The sequence below is a fragment of the Streptococcus iniae genome, from assembly GCF_030732225.1.
In the GTDB taxonomy this organism is placed as follows: domain Bacteria; phylum Bacillota; class Bacilli; order Lactobacillales; family Streptococcaceae; genus Streptococcus; species Streptococcus iniae.
The window spans coordinates 470945-489594 of sequence record NZ_CP132230.1; the positions used below are offsets into that span (position 1 = coordinate 470945).

Sequence of the window (18650 nt, forward strand, 5' to 3'; positions counted from 1 at the left end):
AATATGACAGAGAGAACACTGAGTGATATTGAGAGTGATGAACGCCTTTTAAAAGAGAAGTTAGAATCATCACAGGCTTATAAAAGGAAACTCCAGACATTAAAAGACGATATTATGGAGTTACAGTTGGATTTTCTACATTCGTTAAAATTAGGTGATGCCTATTTAACAGAACCTTATGAGTTTGAAGAAAATAATGATTTTATTCAACGTGTTAATAATGATGCTGTTCTTTTAGAAGAAAGTTATGACAAAAGGCTTGAGAAAGTGTCTCAGGAAATCGTTGAACATGAAAATGCTTTAGATAACTTGTACTATGAAAGACAAGTCTTAAATCAGAAAGAAAAGCAAGAGAAAGGAGGAAAGAATGGTCAAAGTTAGCACAGGAACAATGGCGACCCAAGCCTCAACGGTCGCAACCACCATGTCTAGTCGTGTAACAGCACTAAACAATGCCATTACACAATTATCCACCTTTGCAGGTGCAACAAGATTGCAAGGAACGGCTTATGACAATGCCAAAAGCTATGCGACAGCAACCCTAACACCGATGATTCAAGCGATGATTCTTTATGCAGAGTCATTGAGTGAAAAATGTACCGAACTACAAACTTTATATGCCTCAATATGTGGTTCAGAGGACCTTGACTCAACAGTATTAGAAGCTAAGTTGTCTAGCGACAGGGGGTCCCTTAGAATTGCAGAAGCATTACTTGATAGATTAGCAGATGATCCGAAACCCTCACGAGCGGCTATCAGGTCAACACAAGGAAATATTGAACGGCTGCATAAACGAATTAGATCTAATCAGAAAAAACTGGACAATTTGAACAGGTTTAATGCTCAATCTGCCACAGTCTTTGCAGATATCACGTCTGCTCAAAACACTGTCAGCCAAGCGCTAACAGCAGTTGCGGCAGGTTTCTCAGGCTATAACAGCACAACAGGAACCTTTGGAAAACCAGCAGCAGGACAAATGGACTGGACTAAGCAGGTAAAAAACGCTTGGAATGATAGGGAACTGAAAAAACAATATGATATGATATTAGGAAAAGCTGCTAATAATGTTACATTGACTGAGGAAGAATTAGTAGCAATTAGTAAAGTCACAGCGGAACATCCTGACAGAGATTTACCAAAAGAATTACTGAGTTATATTAACAGTAAGTATCCTGAACACGCTAGATATATTCAAGGCCAAGGAAAGACAATATATGATGGATTAGCACTAATTTATGCCTCTAGTAAGCTTTCAAAAAAAGGAAAACAAGTTTATATTAACCATTCCACTACAGAAGCAGGTAAGAAATTAGAAAAGTTCTTTGGAACTAAACAATATTACAGTCATAATCGTATAAAAAATGGGAAAACTTCCACCCGAGTAACTAGTAAAAAAGGTTCTAAGATTGATCCAAATAGTTATAATTTAGCAAATGACTTAAACTTAAATCATGGTTCACAACTTGGATATGGACAAAATAGTTGGGAAGATTATGCCAAAACTTTGGGAAAAGGTGCTAAATCTAGTGCAATAAGCTCAATTAAATCTAGTGCAAGTGCAGGACTCACTGATGTGTTTACTTATGTCAAAGGTGACGGTATTAAATTTACTAAATCATTTAAAGCCGCTGGAGTAGCAGGCAAGTCTGTTGCAGTTGTTAATGTTGCTACAAGTGCAATTGATATAGCGAATGGTTATAATGACACAGATCAGAAAGCAAAAGATTTGGGTATGAAAGTTGGAAGTGTTGATTATGTCCAAGCACAAACTGGTGGGATTGCGATTGATACTGCTAAAGGTGTAGGTGTTGGAGTTGCTTCAACAGCAGTTGCGACGACAGTCACTGCAGCAGTTAGTGCCTTAGCTATAGCTGGGGCACCGATTTGGCTTCCCGCGGTTGCCGGTGTAGCAGCGGCTACTGCATTAACGTTAACCGTTAATGCTATTGATGATAAATTTAATGTTACAAAGAACATAAAAAACGCATGGATTAACTGGGTGAAAGGGTAGTAATGTTAATGAAAAAAAAGTTTAATCAGTTAGTAGAAGTTTTATATCCCCGATTAAAGCCAGTGGATCAATTACATTTTTTCACAATGGCAATTTATCTTTTATGTGGTACTGCTTTGTTTATCGGTAGTTCAATATTTTTGTATTTTGACAAAGATTATGAGGGTGTAAATAAAACAATTATTTTTTTGTTATTAAATATTGTTTGTTTGATTTTTTTCGCTATTTCGATAGTGTTATTAAAGTTTGGAAAACGACATGTCTTTATAAGGTTGTTACCTTCTATCCTAGGATTTATTAATTACTTACTAGTGATAAGCTACATAAGTAGTTATATTAGAGGTATTAAACCTCACTTCTCTGTTATAGCCTGTTTAAGTTATTTAATTCTCAATAGTTTTTATCAAGTTCTTATTATTGATTTTTGTAAAGAAAAAAGCACTAACTTTAGATCAAATTTAATGTATTTACCCTTTGGTATATGCGCTAGCTTCGTAATTATTTCATCAATTATTGAGACAATTCTCAACACTACAGGTAATTTATATTTTATTATTATGCTAGTATTAGTCACTATTTTCTATCAATTAGTCATGTTTGAGTTTGTTTTTGCGACTAAAGGTGAAAAAATATATCAAGAACAAATGAAGAAGTCAAGGTACGGTGGTTCTGTATCATCATTACTTAAGAATAAAGGAAACTAAAATGGATATTATTAAATCAGAGCTGCATAATGTAGCGTGCCTTGAAAAAATGGCAACCAAAGAAGAACTCATTTCACTTGTTTTAGGTAGTGAAAAACAAATATTTGTTGATGGACTTTACAAAAATGGTCCGACAATGATTTCAATTTCAATGAGTGGATTTAGAAGCAAAGAACCACAGAAGGTTAAAGTATATATTCCAGTGAATATTGAAATTGAAGCGAATGATAGTTTTTCATTTATTGAACATTTGGTTTTGGAAAACACAGTCGTGAAACGCTTATCATTAGAAGATAATCTTGATAAAGCAATTTTAGATATGAAAGAATTTTCCAAAGTTAATGGCTATGAAGTGGTAGAAGATCTTCTTTATATGACATTTACATCAGTGTATGGAGAATACTGGATTGATTTACAATTAGTGGTAGAAGAGGTTTGATATGAAACAAACAGTTGCTGAGGAGCAATCCTTACATTTTCAAAATGTGATTTCAACCTTCTATGAGACAACTCTTAATGATATGTCAATTCATTTTGAAACATTTTTGAATAATATTTTTGATGCAGGCTATACTGCAAATGGTCCGTTTTTTTACTGTATTAATTCAGATATGTCAGAAAATGGGAAAATACTAATTCAAACTTTTTTACCGGTTTCTGAACAACACAAATTTACTCTTCCAAAAGATTTCACTTATCAAAATTACTTTCAAATTTTAGATATGGCTGCAATTAGAACATCAGAAGATAGTGAATCAGCTATTTCAGAAGCATTTAACAACCTTTTTAAGTATATCCATCAAAGAAAACTAAAGACTCGTACACCAGTATTTTATCTTGTGACATTGGATGAAGAAAAAATTTACACTGATTTAATGATTGGAATTGATTATTTAGATTGATAAAAAAGCTATAAATCATTTAAGAAATACAATTATCCCACACATAATAAAGAAAACATTCTAAAAAAGATAAATATATTGCATTGAGTTTGTTGTGTCCTATTGCCACGTCAAACATTCCGGCAGTTTCGGTCTTGGTGCAGGAAGCGAACTGTTCTGACACAAGTAACCTCTGTAACAGATAAAAAAAGTGATTAGACAGAGGAAATTTCTACAGCTATATTAATGGTGTAAAAAATAACCCTAAATGCGAAGAAATAACTAAACAAAGTATTGCAGAAAAGGAATTGGTATGAAAATAAAGAAAATTATTCCATTACTATTATTTGTGGCTTTTGCTTTAACCTTAAGTGCTTGTGGCAATGACAAATCAAAGACTGCGATTGCTAAAAATACTACTGCTAGTAAACAAAATAAACTGACCCAAAAAGTCGTTAGATTAACAGAAGCAGAAGTAAAAGGTATCAAAGCCAAGACGAGTCAAGAAAGTCAAACCATTATAATACCTTATTCCTCCGCATTATCTGAGGGAATGGTTGAAAAAACAGATGGTACGGATCAAGTGACCCCTTTTCAAAAAGATTATGAACTTAAGATTCCATCTCACTTTGAAGAAATGAAATCACAAAACTCTAATAATGTTTATACATTCCCAGGGAATAAGGTGCTGGTTGATATTTGGAGTCAAGTAAACATTACAAAAGGTACAAGCAATGACGTTTTGGATTCAGAGTGGTTGGAAGCAAAAGATATCTTAGGAAATTATATTTCATCACAAACATCTGATACTCCTAAAATATTTACCAAATACATTGGTGCTAACACTTTCTCAGTATCTGTCAATCATGTAGGTGCTAATCACCAAAATTTAGTAACCTATTCTATTATCAATGATCAGGGAAATTTTTCATCCTCTGCCATTATGATCAATGTCATCCTCTTTGACAAGTTACCAAAAGAAGAGCAACTCGATAAAATCTCGCAAGTCGAAGGCTTTCTCTCACAACTTGACATCAAAAAATAAAAGCATTTCTCTTTCGGAAATGCTTTTTCATCGTGGATAGGTCAAAATTTTATATTTTAATAAGAGATAAAATTTTGAAATAAAGACATAACTCATGTATGATGGAGAAAAAAACTGATACTGTCAATAATTTTGTGTAAACACAAGAGTAGAGTTTTTGAATATTAGTCAAATAAGCTATCAAGTGTGTCAAAACATACTCCGAATCCTTTATGAATACGAGCTCCGAACTTAATGTTATAGTCTTCGAAAATACTTACAAGGCATCGTTCTAAGGCTTCTTCATTTGGAAAAACCACCCTCTTCTTGCTTTGTCGCTTGATTTCTTTATTGAGTGATTCAATCAAGTTTGTAGAGTAAATACTAGACCAAATGTGATGTGGAAATTGATAGAAAGTTAGGAGATTTTCAGTTGTTTCAAGTGATGTCATAACCTTTTTGTAACGAGGTTTCCACTCAGAAACAAATTGTTCCAATAATTTAATAGCCTCCTGTAAATTTGTGGCACGATAAATCTGCTTGAACTGATTTAGAATAGGTGCCCTATCTACTCGTTTGACCTTACTGGAGATATTGCGACCAATGTGAACCAGACACCGTTGCTGTTTAGCCATTGGATAGGCTTGTTGGATGATTTGATCCACACCGTTAAGCCCGTCTGTAACAACTAGAGAAACTTGCTTAAGTCCTTGATTTTGTAGCCTCTTAAGAAGATCTGACCAAGAGACATTATTTTCATTAGGGGCAATCTCATAGCCAAGAACTGATTTATACCCTTCAGGCGTGATACCAAGTGCAATGTGAATACATTCTTTACTGACCGTACCTCGTCGCAAGGGTAAGTAAGTTCCGTCTAGATACAAGACTGAGTAGTTAGTTTGAAAGGAACGCTCATGAAAGGCAGTGACACTTTCTTGAGTCACTTTTGTGATATTTGACACCGTTGCTGGACTGTAGTGGTGACCATACATGCGCTCAATAATGTCACTGATTTCGCGTGTCGTAACGCCAGTTTGATAGAGTTTAATCACCATCTCTTCCAAGTGGTCATCTCGTCTAGCATAAGATGGTAATAAAACTGGTGAAAACTCGCCGTTTCGATCTCTTGGAATGATTAAATTGACTAAGCCATACTTCGTTTCAAACTGTCGAGAGTAGGTCCCATTACGGCTATTACCTGTATTGTAACCTTCTTTTTTATATGGCTCATATCCAAGGAAAGCTGATAGTTCAACCTGCAAGAGATCATTCATAGCTATTTCTAAAGAGGATCGAAAGAATTCATCAATATCTTGTTTTTGCGCTAGGAAGTTAAGTAATTCTGTGGTAAACTGAGTCATGGGAATAAATCTCTTTCTAGTGAAGTGTCGTAACTCTACTATACAGGATTTATTCCTTTTTTGTGTTTACACAAGATATTTTACACTACCAAAAAACTACTTACTATGTTTTAATAATAAGAGTATATTTATAAAAGAGGATTAGGGCAAAAAACACTAGCTAAATTAAGAAAGAGATCTGTTATTCTTAGAGAAATTATATTCATAGGGGAGTCAGGATCAGGCACTATCTATGTCAATACCAAAACAAACGAAATCTACAAGGCGCCAATAAGCCCCTACTAAATACACAACTTGCAGGTGCGCATCTAAGGTTTATTCCTCTACTAATCGGCATTCTAATTAGCTTAAGGGTATTTACAAGGCATACATTCAACGCTGGGGTTTACACTAAATCACTTATTGTCACCCTCGTTATTCTTTGGTTGGTAGAAGCTGTCGCCCTTGTATGGATAGTCGAAAAAGCCTTATATGGAAATGTAAAGAAAATTGAAAAAGCAAGCCGCTCTGAATTTAGAAGTGCTTTATACGGTAACCTTTTCTGGACGAATTTTTCAGACAATAGGGCGACCAAAGGTAAAATTATTTTTGCTTGGTTTTTTACAACTTTTATAACTCTATTTGGATTTTCACCATTATTAATTATAGATATAATAAGCAAAACTATCGGAGACAAAATAGGGAGTGAAATCTTTGGCTTTTCTATACTAGGCATTATGCCAGCATGCGCAATAATAATCATATGGCAAAATAATCTGATTAGATTTTTCAGAATAGCTAGGTTATATCAACAAAGAAAATTAAAAGTTACGAATAGTGATTAGATCATAACTTTTCAAAATGATATGATAGTTTAGTAGTTATAATGATAATAGTGATAAGATTTTTCGCCGATGGATAGGAATAGTATGGGGTAAATTCTAAACTACTTAAGAAATAAAGATGGAGCATTAAGCATATGAAAAAACAAAAACTGTTACTGCTTATTGGAAGTCTGTTAATAATGATGACGGCATGTAAGGATTCAAAAATCCCAGAAAACCGCACAAAGGAAGAATAGTCTATATGAAATGATAGAGGAGTTACAAAATGTTCTCCGTTTTTGTCATAAAAGGAGCAATGTTATTTTAATATGATTGAGTGAGAAAAATCCCAACATTAAAAAGACGTTTTTGGTTTTAAAATACTGTTAAAAGTGTTATACTGAAGTGTGAACCCTTATCTAAGAAAGAGAGATTAGCGATTGAAAAAAGATAAATATATTGCTTTGTTGATGTTATCTGCACTGTTGTTACCGAGTTTTAATGCGGTTAGCGTTGTGGCTAATGAGACATCTACGGCAACAAATCAAGAAGCTGTAACAAGTATCACTGATTTAGAAAAAGATTCTGCCAAGGAGAGTGCGGTTTCTGAAGCTAAAGAAGTTACACCTGTTGTTGAGCAAGAAGTACCCTTACCACAAGAGCCTGCTAAGGATGGAACATCTACGGATGCTACTAAACCTGGTGAAGTAACAGAACCAAGTAAACCAGTAGAGCCATCTATTCCAAAACCAGATCAAGGCCAAAAGGATCCGGAAAAACCTGGCGATACAACAAGTCCTGTACAACCTCCAGTTGTATCAGTTCCGACGACACCAGTTGTGCCAGCAACACCTGCTGTTAGTGAGGCGCCGACTACTGCACCAATACAAGCACCAGTTTTGCCAATTACAGCGCCTATTTCAAAATTTACTGCGATGGAAAGTCGTCCATCAGCATCTGCTTTTGCAGCTTATGTTGATCATTGGACGGATTCAGATGCCTACACACATAACCTTTTATCACGTCGTTATGGCATTAAAGCTGAACAACTAGATGGTTTTTTACAATCAACTGGTATTGCTTACGATAGTAAACGTATTAATGGTCAGAAGTTGCTTGATTGGGAAAAAGAAAGTGGACTTGATGTTCGTGCTATTGTTGCGATTGCTTTAGCTGAGAGCTCACTCGGAACTCAAGGTGTTGCTAAGACTCCTGGGGCCAATATGTTTGGTTATGCAGCTTTTGATCATTCTCCACAATCAGCGCAGCAATTTTCAGATGATATTGCCATTATCAAATTGACGCAAGAAACTATTGTTCAAAATCACAATAGTAGCTTTGCTATTCAAGATAAAAAAGCACAACTTTTATCTGATGGTTTGTTGAACACATCAGTTGATGGTGGTGTTTACTTTACAGATGCAAGTGGAACTGGTAAACGTCGTGCTGAAGTGATGGAAAAATTGGATCAATGGATTGACCGTCACGGTGGGACGCCCGAAATCCCTGCTGAATTGCGCGTTCAAGCATCAGCAAGTTTAGCTAGTGTTCCTGTTGGTTACAAACTATCAAAACTCAATAGAGTGATTGATTATATTTCGTCAACTTATGCTTGGGGACAATGTACTTGGTATGTCTATAATCGTGGTCAAGAATTAGGTTATCAATTTGATGCCTATATGGGTAATGGTGGCGATTGGAAAATGAAACCAGGTTATGGTGTTACACATAAGGCTGAAGTAGGTTATGCAGTGTCATTTAGCCCAGGTCAAGCTGGCGCTGATCCGACATATGGTCATGTTGCCATTGTTGAGGAAGTTAAAAAAGACGGTTCTATTTTGATTTCAGAGTCGAACGCTCTAGGTTTAGGAGTTGTTTCTTACCGTACTTTCACAGCAGCAGAAGCAGCACAATTAACTTACGTTGTTGGACATAAATAAAAAAAACTCATCAAAAAATCCGATAAACTGTTGTGAAGGTTTATCGGATTTTTGTGTTATGAGGATTTTATTTTAATCTATTTTTGCTGGTCAGCTTCTTGTTCTTCTAAGAGGTGTTGTGCATAGTTAAGCAAGGCTTTGTAGTGTGGAGCATCCAGATGTTCTGAGATCATTTGGATATCAGCTCGAGAATCTGTGGGAAGTTGATAGTTATCAATGGTTAGGTCATGATTGAGGAGAGACTCTAAATCAACCTTGAAATACTCTGCTATTTTTTTCAGGATATCAGCTTTGGGGATATATTTTCCTTTTTCCCATTCACTCACTGAGGAGGCACTTTTACGCCCGAGAAGATTAGCAAGTTCTAACTGTTCCAGATGATTTTTTAATCTGAGGTGTCTGAGATTACCTGCAAAAAGCAGATTCTTTTCGGTCATTTTTGTCTCCTTTCAGTCTTTATGTCATATCATACCATATTTAGGGACAATTTTCTAAATAAATTTCTCAAAAAGAAGGAAAATACTTAACTTCATAAAAACCGAAGTCTATAATAAACTTATCATTGTTAACTCATTTAAATTAACAGGAGGTGGAATTTTGACACAGTCACATTTAAAAGAATTACGACGGGCTCAAAAATTGACGCAAGAAGAGTTGGCTAGTCGGACAGGCATCTCTGTTAGAACCATTGCACGATACGAAAAAGATGCTAGCATGTTAAGGAGAGCTAAGTATGATACGCTTAAAGAGATTGCTGAGCAACTTTCGGTGACCGTTAATGATATTTTTACATAGTCTATTTCGGAATTTCCGAACTAAGCAAAAAACGACCTGTAAAAGTCGTTTTTTTTTGATAAATGCTTTTAGTCTAGTGGTAAGCTTATCCATGAATTCTTAACATCAAGGGTAAGGTGATAGTCACTATTGTCGCGGATAGTATGTTCAAAATCAGTTGTGTAAAGAAGGAGGCGCAACTGGTCCCCTTTGGTAAACTGGTAGACACTTGCCTGCAGTTTAAAATCAACAGTCATCCATTGGTCTGGCTCCACGGCCTCGATTTGTAGGAGGTCGTGGCGGTTTTGAAGGTTAAGAACTCCCTTAGTGACCACGCGCTCTTGACTTACTGTCATTGGTAATTCTTTTAAGTCTTCTCGTGAGAAATTGTGCCCATTATCGAGTGTTCTAAGGTCTACAATTGCAGGGGTGTCTGAAAGACGTTTTTTCTTGCCATAATCTAATAGCTGCGCAGATAAGAGCCCTTTATTGCTACTTGATTTAAGGTTAAGGTGTAAGCTTACTTGTCCATTTAAAAGAAGGTCTTCTTTAAGGGTGATATCAATGGTAATCTGATTGGTTTTGTTAGAAAACAAGTCCGTTTTAAAGGCTCTAAAATCCCTGCTGTAGGCATCAAATGCATCTTGGGAGTATTTGTTGTTAATAACTTTTTCTCCCTCTCCTAGGGCTAATTTGAGGCTATTTTGCCCTCCAAAAGACTCTAAAGCTTTCCAGCTTTGCTCAGATTGATTATCCTGCCAGATAACAGCAGGTAACTGATAGTGGTTATCAAGTCCTAACAACTGCTGGCTAAGGAGTGCATTCATTGATTCTCGAAAATCAATAGATTGCCAATTGTGCATGTAAACATGTTGGCCATGGTGTAAAAAGGTGTGACTTGAAACATTTGACGGTAAGGCCTTTAGAATATTAAAGACCTGATTGGGCTTAACATTCCAATCTTGTAGGCCATGTGTGTAAACCACTTGACAAGTGATATGTGAAGCATGTGGTAAATAATTACGATCATGCCAGTATTGGTTATAATCACCACTTTTTCTATCTAGTTCTTGGGATTGCTGAGCAAGTAAGTTGTGATAGTTTTCTTTTTGTCTTAAATAGTCACCAGCTAGGAGTGAACGTGAATAGGTTAGTTCAGTTAGGACATCCAAATCCTCGCCAGGATAGCCCCCAGGGCTACAGATTAAACCATTTTCACGGTAATAGTCATACCATGAGGAAATAGCAGCTTCTGCGATGATGACTTTGAGACCGTCAACTCCAGTTGTTGCAAGGCCAGTTGACATTGTTCCTAAATAGGATTTGCCAGTGGTAGCTACTAAGCCATTTGACCAATTGGCCTCCACATATGCTTTTCTTTGGTGATTGCTATATGCCTTAGCTCTGCCATTTAACCAATCAATAACAGCCTTGAAACTTTCAATTTGAAGGTAGTCGCCTGAAGTCATAAAGCCATCAGATCCAGCAGTACCAATGCCTGAAACATAGATATTAGCGAATCCTCTAGCTAAGAAATAGTCATTTAGGGTATAAGAGTCGATGTAAGAGAATGTTTCCTCGCTTTCTGTGACGAGAAGGTCTCTAGTGTTGCTTTCTTCTAGGCTAATAGGCTGCGCTATAACAGTGATTTGTCCGGGTTTCTTGACCGTTAGGTCTTGTGTCATGTTGTGGAGTTTGCGGTCGTTAGCCACTTCGTTAATGCCTTGGTGATATGGGCTAGCGGTCATTATTGTTGGTAGTTTAACACTTGTTTTGGGTCTGATAATATTGACTTTGATCAGATCAAGCTGGCCGTCTTTATCAGTGTCAAGAGGAGCCTCCACATAAACAATTTCACGAATCAAATCATTGGTATTAAAGCTTGCAAGGGTTTTGCCGTTGAAGTAGTGGTAAGTGTTATCTTGTGCTAAGAAGCCTTTGCTCACAAGGTCATCTACCAAGGTCATGCCAAGTTTGTTGCGACTTGCTAGTAATTTATGAAGATTACAATAGAGATTTTCAGGATCAAAAGTAAAGGGGAAATCCAGTGTTTGTAGGAAATCGTGGCTATCTTCAAAATCAAAGAAAGGAGTAAAGCCTAATAGTTGGAGTGCTACCATTTCAAGCACAGTCTGATTGAGTTCTTTTGATGACTTAAAAAAAGATACTAAGTCAGTTTCTTGATCAACAATTAAATTGGCTAAAGCATAGTTTTTATCCTTAATTTGAAAGAAGTACTGTTTTAAAAAATGGCAAAAGAGAGCTTTTGCATCGAGGTGCTCAGGGAAAGTAAAGCCTAAATCCTCCAGTTCTTTTTTGGCTCTTGTTTGGGAAGTTGGGATATAGGAATATTGATTATATCTCATTTTAATACCTTGCTTTCTAAATAAGTAAACGTTTTTATTCTTTCGACTTGCTTTACATTGTTTATTATACTTGATAAAATGGTACTTGTCTAAACTAATTAAATAGGAGGAATTATAAAGACATGGATGTTACATGGACTGTAAAATATATTACAGAATTTCTTGCGACTGCTTTACTTATCATTCTTGGTAATGGTGCTGTTGCAAACGTTGATTTAAAAGGAACTAAAGGTCATAACTCTGGTTGGGTTATTATTGCAATTGGTTATGGTTTGGGTGTTATGATGCCAGCTATGATGTTTGGTAATGTTTCAGGAAACCACATTAACCCAGCATTTACGTTAGGATTGGCAGTATCAGGATTCTTCCCGTGGGCACATGTCTTTCAATATATCCTTGCACAAATTCTTGGCGCAATCTTTGGTCAATTAGTTGTTGTAGGTGTTTATGCTCCTTACTTCAAGAAAACTGAAAATCCAAATCCAGTACTTGGATCATTCTCAACCATTTCAGCTTTGGATGACGGCACAAAAGAGAGCCGTAAAGCATCACTTATTAATGGTTTTGCTAACGAGTTTGCAGGCTCATTTGTTCTTTTCTTTGGAGCAATGGCGCTAACGAAAAATTTCTTTGGTTCAGAATTAGTTGGTAAACTTATTGAGGCTGGCTTTGATAAAACAGCTGCTGAAACACAAGTATCACCTTACACTGCAGGAAGCTTATCAACAGCTCACATGGCAATTGGATTCTTAGTAATGGCACTTGTTGCAGGTTTAGGTGGTCCTACAGGTCCAGCTCTTAACCCAGCGCGTGACCTTGGTCCTCGTATCCTTCACCATTTCTTACCAAAATCAGTTCTTGGTCAAGCTAAGGGTGATTCAAAATGGTGGTATGCATGGGTTCCAGTTCTTGCCCCAATTTTAGCATCAATCTTAGCAGTATTGGCATTTAAATACCTATACTTATAATTAAAAAAGAGGCTTAGGCCTCTTTTTTGTGTCTTATTTTTTTCTGAATAGGGCTTGCGCTGATGGCAGAGCGAATTAGCATGATACCAGTTAAAATGACAATGATTACGACTAATTTTTTCAAACTGTTAATGTCTAAATTTGTTAGGAAAAACACGGCAATAAGGACACCTAAGATTCCTCCACTGACAATGCCGGCAAAACCTGTCCAACTGACACGATCGCCGTGTATGAATTGGCGGCTAGATGCTGTCATAATCATGGCAGCATCTAACATCATTACTGGCATAGCAACTGCTGGGCTTAACCCCATCAAAGAAAAGAAAATCAATTCGGGTGCGTAGTTGCCCAGTCCCATTGTCATTAAAACACCAATAGCTAGGTTGAAAAGAATTCCAATGACAAGCCAGATACCATGGAGGCCATGACTAGAGTGGACAATATCAGCCCCTGGATTTGTTAGCATACGGAAAATCATAATGAGTGAAGCGATAATCAAAAGGCACCCTAAAATAGCTTGAACTGTGGGTGTGTGCCAGTTCTTAGTAATTCTTGTGCCAAAATAAGCACCAATAAATGCTGCTGCGGCCATAGATACTAGGGTAAGGACTTCAACACGGACCACAAAAATAAAGCACAATGACTGAATTAAAACAGGAATAACATGAGCTGCGGTCATGGTACCGGGTAATTTACTATCATCGTCAACTAATTTTGTAACTTTGAAAAGTGTGGTTGTTGTTGCAAAAGATCCAATTCCTAAAGTGTCTAATGCGTCTGTAATTAGTCCAATGGCAAATCCAGTCCAAAAGCGTTTAAAAGGATTGATGTGACGTTTTCGAATATAAGAAACAAGTGTATAGAGAATAAAAACCATTGCTATGACAAGCAAGGTTTGAATGAGTCTTAAAATCAGATTATTATTCATAACTTCTAGTTTACAAAAAAATGCTTTATTGGTCAATCTAATCTTACTGCACAAATATCCTTGTAAAATCACGATTTTTTGTCTATAATAACAGAGGTTAGGAGGAAACCATGACAGTAATAAAAGACGCTATCTTTAGTACTCCGGTATTAAGGGTTAACAACCGTCAATTAAATATTGATTTTTATATAAAGAACTTAGGCTTGAAACTTGTTTCAGAGGAAAATGCTATTGCTATCTTTACGTCGTATGGAAATGGTAAAGAGCGCTTTGTCATAGAAGAATCACCATCTGTAAGAACCCGAGCTGTTCAAGGTCCTAAAAAAGTAAATACAATTGTTGTTAAAACACAAAGTCCCAAAGCTATAGAGAGTCTCTTGGCTAATGGTGCAGAAGTAGACACCTTGTTTAAAGGTGAAAATGGCTATGCTTACGAAACACTCTCTCCGGAAGGGGACCGTTTTTTACTGCATTCAGAAGATGACATTAGTGTATTAGAAGTGATTGACACAAAAGAATTCCAAGCCCAAGATGATTTTAAAGGCTTACCGGACTTCACTTTTGAGATGGTGGTTTTAAATGTTTTGGATCCCCATAGTTCATGTGAATTCTATCAAACACTGTTTGGTGATCAAAGCCCAGTTGGTTTGGAATTCATGCAAGAAGAAGGACCAGACTTAGCAATTGAGCCTAACCTTGCTTGGGATTTGGAAATTTTAGAGTTTACAGTTAGTCATGAAACAGACTTAGCAGCTGCTAAAGTGGACTTTGAAGCTAAAGGTTTTGACGTTTACCTTGATAAAAAAGAAAAAATCCTTGTAGTTTCAGATCCAAGCCGTATTGAAGTATGGTTTATGAAATGACATTACCTCTTTTTGACCTCATTGAAGACCAATTATCGGAAAACATATATCCAGGGGCTAGCTTAGCCCTTTTTCAGCGTGGTCAGTGGCAGGAATACTATTTTGGCACAGTTGATGGGCAAAAGCCGACACAAAGTGGTTTGTTTTATGACCTGGCCAGTGTTTCTAAGGTTGTTGGTGTTGGTACGCTGTGCATTTTTTTGGTAAATAGCGGAGCTTTGGAGTTAGATTTTCCTTTGCAGCACTATTATCCTGATTTTCAGAATTCTCAGGTGACGCTGCGCCAGCTATTAACCCATACCAGTGGCCTTGATCCCTACATCCCGAATCGAAACCAGCTAAATGCTAAAGAGTTGAAAGAAGCAATGAATGTTCTTGAAGTTAAAGATGATAAGGGGTTTCACTATACTGATGTCAATTTTATCCTTCTTGGTTTTATGCTTGAAAAGTTTTTGGGGAAAGATTTGAACGTGCTTTTAAAAGACTTAGTGTTTGACCCTTTTGGAATGGATAAGACTGCTTTTGGTCCTTGTCAGGATGCTGTGCCAACGCTAAAAGGTTGTCTAGATGGCAATGTTCATGATCCAAAGGCCAAGGTCTTGGGGCCTCATGCAGGTTCAGCAGGGTTATTTTCAACACTTGAAGACATGGAGAAATTTCTGACGCATTATATGTCAGATGGATTTTCGAGAGACTTATTTGATGACTATAGTCATCAAGAGGCAAGTCGTTCAATGGCTTGGCGTTTGACAGGAAATTGGTTAGATCATACAGGCTATACAGGTCCCTTTATTATGGTAAACAATAAGCAAGAAGCGGCTATTTTTTTGACCAATAGAACATATGATAAAGACGATAGGTCCTATTGGATTGAAAAACGTGATGCCTTGATGGAAAGTATTAAAGACTATTTTAAAGATTGAGGCTGGGCAAAAAGTAGCTTCAAATAAAACCACGCAGAGATTTCAGTCTTGAAAACAATCAAGATGAAAAAATCACTGTGTGGTTTTTGAGTATTTGAAGTTTTAGAGTCGAGATTCTTAGCTAATTTCGTGAGATTCATACTCATGAAGAGGAATCCAACCTCCGTTTGGACGGCTTGATTGCCTCTGACATGGACTCTACGCACGCCAAAAACACTCTTCAATCGGCCAAAAACGGGTTCGACATCGATTTTCCGTTTGGCATAGATTCGAGAGCCATCTTCGCTATGTAATTCTTCCTTTATGAGTTCTTTAAAGTAATTCCAAGTTGGATTGTAATGGATCTGTTTCTGGCGACCACTTTCTGTTTTGGAAAGTTTTTCCAACTCTTCCGTGCTTTGTATTTTTTCTGCCTCATAAATCTTGAAATCCCGTTCAAAGCCATACTTATCTTTTCTACGAGAGTAATATTTAAAGGAATAAACAACACCATCTGGTTTAATGAATTGGTCTGTTTCTTCAAGGTAGTCCCAATTATTTGGATTAGTAGGACTGTTTTTATATTTCTTAGTCAATTCCTTCTGGTACATGCCATAGGGAATCAGAGGAGATTTCTCCAACTCATCAATGATAAAACTATAATTCTCCTCACTGCCATAACCGGCATCGGCGACAATATTTTGGAAGAGGTCCAGAGTTTGAATGGATTGGAGAAATGGTTTCAGGGTTCGGGTGTCCGTTGGATTTGGAAATATATCATATGCAAGAACATATTGACCATTGGTGGCAGCTTGAACATTATAGCCAGGTTTGAGCTGGCCATTCATCATGTGGTCCTCTTTCATTCGCATAAAAGTGGCATCGTGGTCCGTTTTGGAGAAAGAGTTACGCTCTTCTAGAATCTCTCTAGCCTCCTCATAGCGTTGCTTACGAGGGAGATAATCCTTTCTCAACTGGTTGCGCAGTTTCTTAATACGACGTCGCTTTTGTTTATTGGCAGAACCTCCCTTGATAACTTTTGGTTCCTCAGAAATTGATTTCTCAACTTCCGCCAAGGCCTGTTCAGTGTCTTCTAAAAGGCGCACTAACCCCTCGCTGGTTTCGCATTCTTCTTTAGACAGAGCTAGGTTTACCCCCTCTTGAACCAGCTGGTCATAGAGTTCTGAGATTTTTCCGTTTAGTGCCTCTTCGTATTTATCAACAGCTCTTTTCCAAGTGAAAGAGTAGAGATTAGCATCAGCTTCTAGCTTGGTGCCATCGATAAAGAGAGCATCATCTTCAATCATGCCATTCTCACGCATGAGGAGGGTGAAATAAATAAAGGCGGTCTTAATTAGGTTATTGGCATGTTTACTAGAACGAAAATTATTGATGGTTTTATAGCTAACGTAGGTGTCCTGGCTCAACCATTTCATGGGAATGACTTCTTCATTCATCTGAACTATTTTGCGACCAGAAAAGACCTGGCGGGCATAGGCGAAGAGCGTCATCTTCAAAAGCATGGCAGGATGAAAGGCAGGACGACCAGTGTGAGACGTCTCTTCAAGCAAAATATGATTTGGAATACTGTCCACAAAGAGACTGATTAATCTAACCTCATGATTCATTGGAATATCGTAGGCAAGATTTAATTCCAAACTGAGTTGATTTGTGTTATACTCTTTATACATAGTCATGGCTTTCTAGTTGTTTTGTCGTTATTATAATTATAAACCATGACATAGGAAAACGAGCATCTCCAACTGCGGAAATGCTCGTTTTTTCTATTCTGAAGCTACTTTTTGCCCAGCCTCTTTGTATGATGGTAGTTATGTTTTAAGTAAGGAATAAGAAATGTTTATTAAATACCGAAATAGGCAAAAAGAAGCAGTGATTAGACCCAAATTGATGTGGACATTACTGATTATCTTCATTTATATGTTAGGAAGAATGATGCCTGTTACCACCGTTGAAATGAATCAAGCATTGCTTCATAGTTTAGAATCAAAACAGTTATTGAATAGTTTAGCTTCAGTAACAGGAGCACAGTTAAGTAATGTAACATTATTTTCATTAGGGTTAAGCCCCTGGATGACAACGATGATATTGTGGCGTTTCTTCACGGTTTTTGGAATGCTAAAGGAACTAACAACGGTTCAATTACACCGCTATAGAATGCTTTTAACCTTAGTTATTGCAGTGATTCAAGCAGTCGGTCTCACCGTTGGTGCTAAATTTGTCGTTTTAGAATTTTTCGGATCCTATGGACCAGCAGTTGCGCAGTGGGGAACAGTTCTCTTATTGGTAACTGGTGCTGTTGTACTATCCTGGCTAGGAAATATTAATGGTCAAAAAGGCTTTGGTGGCATGATGATTATTGTCGTCGTTAACATGATCATCTCCTTCCAACAAAATCTAATCAATTATTTTAAACAAAATACATTTACTGGACAAGAACTGGCTATTAGAGCTATACTTTTTATAATCGTATTAGTTTTTCTCATTCATCTCACCGTTATTTTATACCGAGGTGAATATCGCATTCCAATAAAACGAATTGGCATTAATAATGCTTTTAACGACACCAGTTATTTACCCATTCGTGTGACACCAGCTGGAGCAATGCCGTTTATGTATGGTATGACATTAATGATGTTACCACCTTACATTATAAGCATCTTGTTGCATTACTTGCCAAATAATGGCATACTTATTTTCCTTGCAACAACCATTGGTATTACAAAATTACCCGGAGCTATCTTATATTTGACCTTGCTCTATATCTTGGCAATTGGCTTTGCCTATTACAATTATGATTCTTATGATATTGCAAAAAACATGCGAAACAATGGAGACTTTATTGAAGGCATTAAACCAGGACAAGCAACTAAGGAATTTATCCATAATAAGGTAAAACTTCTTTCTCAATTTGGAGCTATTATGGTAGTTTTAATTGGGGGAGGACCAGTATTGATTGCTGTTATACAGAATTCTGGTGGCGGTAATATCAGCATTGCAATGTTAATCAGCAATGCCTATATTATCACAACATTAATACTAGCTGTTGTTGAACAAGTGAACACTTTGCAAAATTGGAAGAAATACCGCAATCTAATATAGGAGAC

16 protein-coding genes and 1 pseudogene are annotated in these 18650 nt (G+C 36.8%); 12 read left to right on the top strand and 5 right to left on the bottom strand.

Features of this window, described 5'->3' with window-relative positions; genetic code table 11:
• Positions 1-3: 3 nt before the first annotated feature.
• The 6 genes from Q9317_RS02420 (at position 4) to Q9317_RS02445 (ending at position 4641) form a co-directional block, all read left to right on the top strand.
• Positions 4-381, top strand: a complete 378-nt coding sequence (locus Q9317_RS02420) for a hypothetical protein (RefSeq protein ID WP_003102146.1) — start codon at positions 4-6, stop codon at positions 379-381.
• Positions 368-2011, top strand: coding sequence for a hypothetical protein (locus tag Q9317_RS02425; protein WP_003102144.1), 1644 nt, complete (start codon positions 368-370; stop codon positions 2009-2011). The genes Q9317_RS02420 and Q9317_RS02425 overlap by 14 nt, the downstream gene beginning before the upstream one ends.
• A 2-nt stretch (positions 2012-2013) precedes the next feature.
• Complete coding sequence (locus Q9317_RS02430) at positions 2014-2715, top strand: hypothetical protein (RefSeq protein WP_003102142.1); 702 nt, start codon at positions 2014-2016, stop codon at positions 2713-2715.
• Between the two features lies 1 nt (position 2716).
• Complete coding sequence (locus tag Q9317_RS02435; protein WP_003102140.1) at positions 2717-3154, top strand: hypothetical protein; 438 nt, start codon at positions 2717-2719, stop codon at positions 3152-3154.
• A 1-nt stretch (position 3155) separates the two neighbouring features.
• Positions 3156-3617 (top strand): DUF5085 family protein, encoded by a 462-nt coding sequence (locus tag Q9317_RS02440; RefSeq protein WP_003102138.1) that lies wholly within the window; start codon positions 3156-3158, stop codon positions 3615-3617.
• Positions 3618-3909: 292 nt separating this feature from the next.
• On the top strand, positions 3910-4641 hold the full coding sequence (locus Q9317_RS02445) for a hypothetical protein (protein ID WP_003102136.1): 732 nt from the start codon (positions 3910-3912) through the stop codon (positions 4639-4641).
• Between the two features lie 164 nt (positions 4642-4805).
• Here Q9317_RS02445 and Q9317_RS02450 read toward each other — a convergent pair whose 3' ends face one another.
• On the bottom strand, positions 4806-5981 hold the full coding sequence (locus Q9317_RS02450; RefSeq protein ID WP_003099060.1) for an IS256 family transposase: 1176 nt from the start codon (positions 5979-5981) through the stop codon (positions 4806-4808).
• Positions 5982-7224: 1243 nt separating this feature from the next.
• Here Q9317_RS02450 and Q9317_RS02455 point away from each other — a divergent pair.
• Positions 7225-8724 (top strand): CHAP domain-containing protein, encoded by a 1500-nt coding sequence (locus tag Q9317_RS02455; protein ID WP_003102132.1) that lies wholly within the window; start codon positions 7225-7227, stop codon positions 8722-8724.
• Between the two features lie 77 nt (positions 8725-8801).
• Here the strand turns inward: Q9317_RS02455 and Q9317_RS02460 are convergent, their stop codons facing one another.
• Complete coding sequence (locus Q9317_RS02460; RefSeq protein WP_003102130.1) at positions 8802-9161, bottom strand: helix-turn-helix domain-containing protein; 360 nt, start codon at positions 9159-9161, stop codon at positions 8802-8804.
• A gap of 160 nt (positions 9162-9321) precedes the next feature.
• Here Q9317_RS02460 and Q9317_RS02465 point away from each other — a divergent pair, with 160 nt between their 5' ends.
• Complete coding sequence (locus Q9317_RS02465; protein ID WP_003102127.1) at positions 9322-9519, top strand: helix-turn-helix domain-containing protein; 198 nt, start codon at positions 9322-9324, stop codon at positions 9517-9519.
• A gap of 68 nt (positions 9520-9587) precedes the next feature.
• On the opposite strand, the gene Q9317_RS02470 is transcribed toward Q9317_RS02465, so the two are convergent.
• Complete coding sequence (locus tag Q9317_RS02470) at positions 9588-11864, bottom strand: Xaa-Pro dipeptidyl-peptidase (RefSeq protein WP_003102125.1); 2277 nt, start codon at positions 11862-11864, stop codon at positions 9588-9590.
• 122 nt (positions 11865-11986) lie between these two features.
• Between Q9317_RS02470 and gla the strand changes: the two genes are divergently transcribed.
• The gene (gene gla, locus Q9317_RS02475; protein ID WP_003102121.1) at positions 11987-12832 is read left to right on the top strand and encodes an aquaglyceroporin Gla; all 846 of its coding nucleotides are present in this window, start codon (positions 11987-11989) and stop codon (positions 12830-12832) included.
• A 13-nt stretch (positions 12833-12845) separates the two neighbouring features.
• Here gla and Q9317_RS02480 read toward each other — a convergent pair whose 3' ends face one another.
• The gene (locus Q9317_RS02480) at positions 12846-13760 is read right to left on the bottom strand and encodes a sulfite exporter TauE/SafE family protein (protein WP_016356149.1); all 915 of its coding nucleotides are present in this window, start codon (positions 13758-13760) and stop codon (positions 12846-12848) included.
• A 110-nt stretch (positions 13761-13870) separates the two neighbouring features.
• On the opposite strand from Q9317_RS02480, the gene Q9317_RS02485 reads away from it, so the two are divergent.
• Complete coding sequence (locus Q9317_RS02485) at positions 13871-14623, top strand: CppA family protein (RefSeq protein ID WP_003102116.1); 753 nt, start codon at positions 13871-13873, stop codon at positions 14621-14623.
• Complete coding sequence (locus tag Q9317_RS02490) at positions 14620-15546, top strand: serine hydrolase domain-containing protein (RefSeq protein WP_031239383.1); 927 nt, start codon at positions 14620-14622, stop codon at positions 15544-15546. Before Q9317_RS02485 ends, Q9317_RS02490 begins: the two co-directional genes overlap by 4 nt.
• Here the strand turns inward: Q9317_RS02490 and Q9317_RS02495 are convergent.
• Positions 15544-17216: pseudogene (locus Q9317_RS02495) on the bottom strand (IS1182 family transposase); the annotation flags it as partial. The gene Q9317_RS02490 and the pseudogene Q9317_RS02495 sit on opposite strands and share 3 nt — an antisense overlap.
• 163 nt (positions 17217-17379) lie before the next feature.
• Between Q9317_RS02495 and secY2 the strand changes: the two are divergent.
• Positions 17380-18645 carry an accessory Sec system protein translocase subunit SecY2 gene (gene secY2, locus Q9317_RS02500; RefSeq protein WP_003100880.1) on the top strand — a complete coding sequence of 422 codons (1266 nt, stop codon included), beginning with the start codon at positions 17380-17382 and terminating at the stop codon, positions 18643-18645.
• The last annotated feature ends 5 nt before the right edge of the window (positions 18646-18650 follow it).

What these genes read in the sequence shown, in the direction of transcription:
- Q9317_RS02425 (WP_003102144.1), top strand. Translation starts at nt 368, where the DNA reads ATGGTCAAAGTTAGCACAGGAACAATGGCGACCCAAGCCTCAACGGTC.
- Q9317_RS02420 (WP_003102146.1), top strand. Translation starts at nt 4, where the DNA reads ATGACAGAGAGAACACTGAGTGATATTGAGAGTGATGAACGCCTTTTA.
- Q9317_RS02445 (WP_003102136.1), top strand. Translation starts at nt 3,910, where the DNA reads ATGAAAATAAAGAAAATTATTCCATTACTATTATTTGTGGCTTTTGCT.
- Q9317_RS02460 (WP_003102130.1), bottom strand. Translation starts at nt 9,161, where the DNA reads ATGACCGAAAAGAATCTGCTTTTTGCAGGTAATCTCAGACACCTCAGA.
- Q9317_RS02430 (WP_003102142.1), top strand. Translation starts at nt 2,014, where the DNA reads ATGTTAATGAAAAAAAAGTTTAATCAGTTAGTAGAAGTTTTATATCCC.
- Q9317_RS02485 (WP_003102116.1), top strand. Translation starts at nt 13,871, where the DNA reads ATGACAGTAATAAAAGACGCTATCTTTAGTACTCCGGTATTAAGGGTT.
- Q9317_RS02470 (WP_003102125.1), bottom strand. Translation starts at nt 11,864, where the DNA reads ATGAGATATAATCAATATTCCTATATCCCAACTTCCCAAACAAGAGCC.
- gla (WP_003102121.1), top strand. Translation starts at nt 11,987, where the DNA reads ATGGATGTTACATGGACTGTAAAATATATTACAGAATTTCTTGCGACT.
- Q9317_RS02440 (WP_003102138.1), top strand. Translation starts at nt 3,156, where the DNA reads ATGAAACAAACAGTTGCTGAGGAGCAATCCTTACATTTTCAAAATGTG.
- Q9317_RS02490 (WP_031239383.1), top strand. Translation starts at nt 14,620, where the DNA reads ATGACATTACCTCTTTTTGACCTCATTGAAGACCAATTATCGGAAAAC.
- Q9317_RS02480 (WP_016356149.1), bottom strand. Translation starts at nt 13,760, where the DNA reads ATGAATAATAATCTGATTTTAAGACTCATTCAAACCTTGCTTGTCATA.
- Q9317_RS02435 (WP_003102140.1), top strand. Translation starts at nt 2,717, where the DNA reads ATGGATATTATTAAATCAGAGCTGCATAATGTAGCGTGCCTTGAAAAA.
- secY2 (WP_003100880.1), top strand. Translation starts at nt 17,380, where the DNA reads ATGTTTATTAAATACCGAAATAGGCAAAAAGAAGCAGTGATTAGACCC.
- Q9317_RS02450 (WP_003099060.1), bottom strand. Translation starts at nt 5,981, where the DNA reads ATGACTCAGTTTACCACAGAATTACTTAACTTCCTAGCGCAAAAACAA.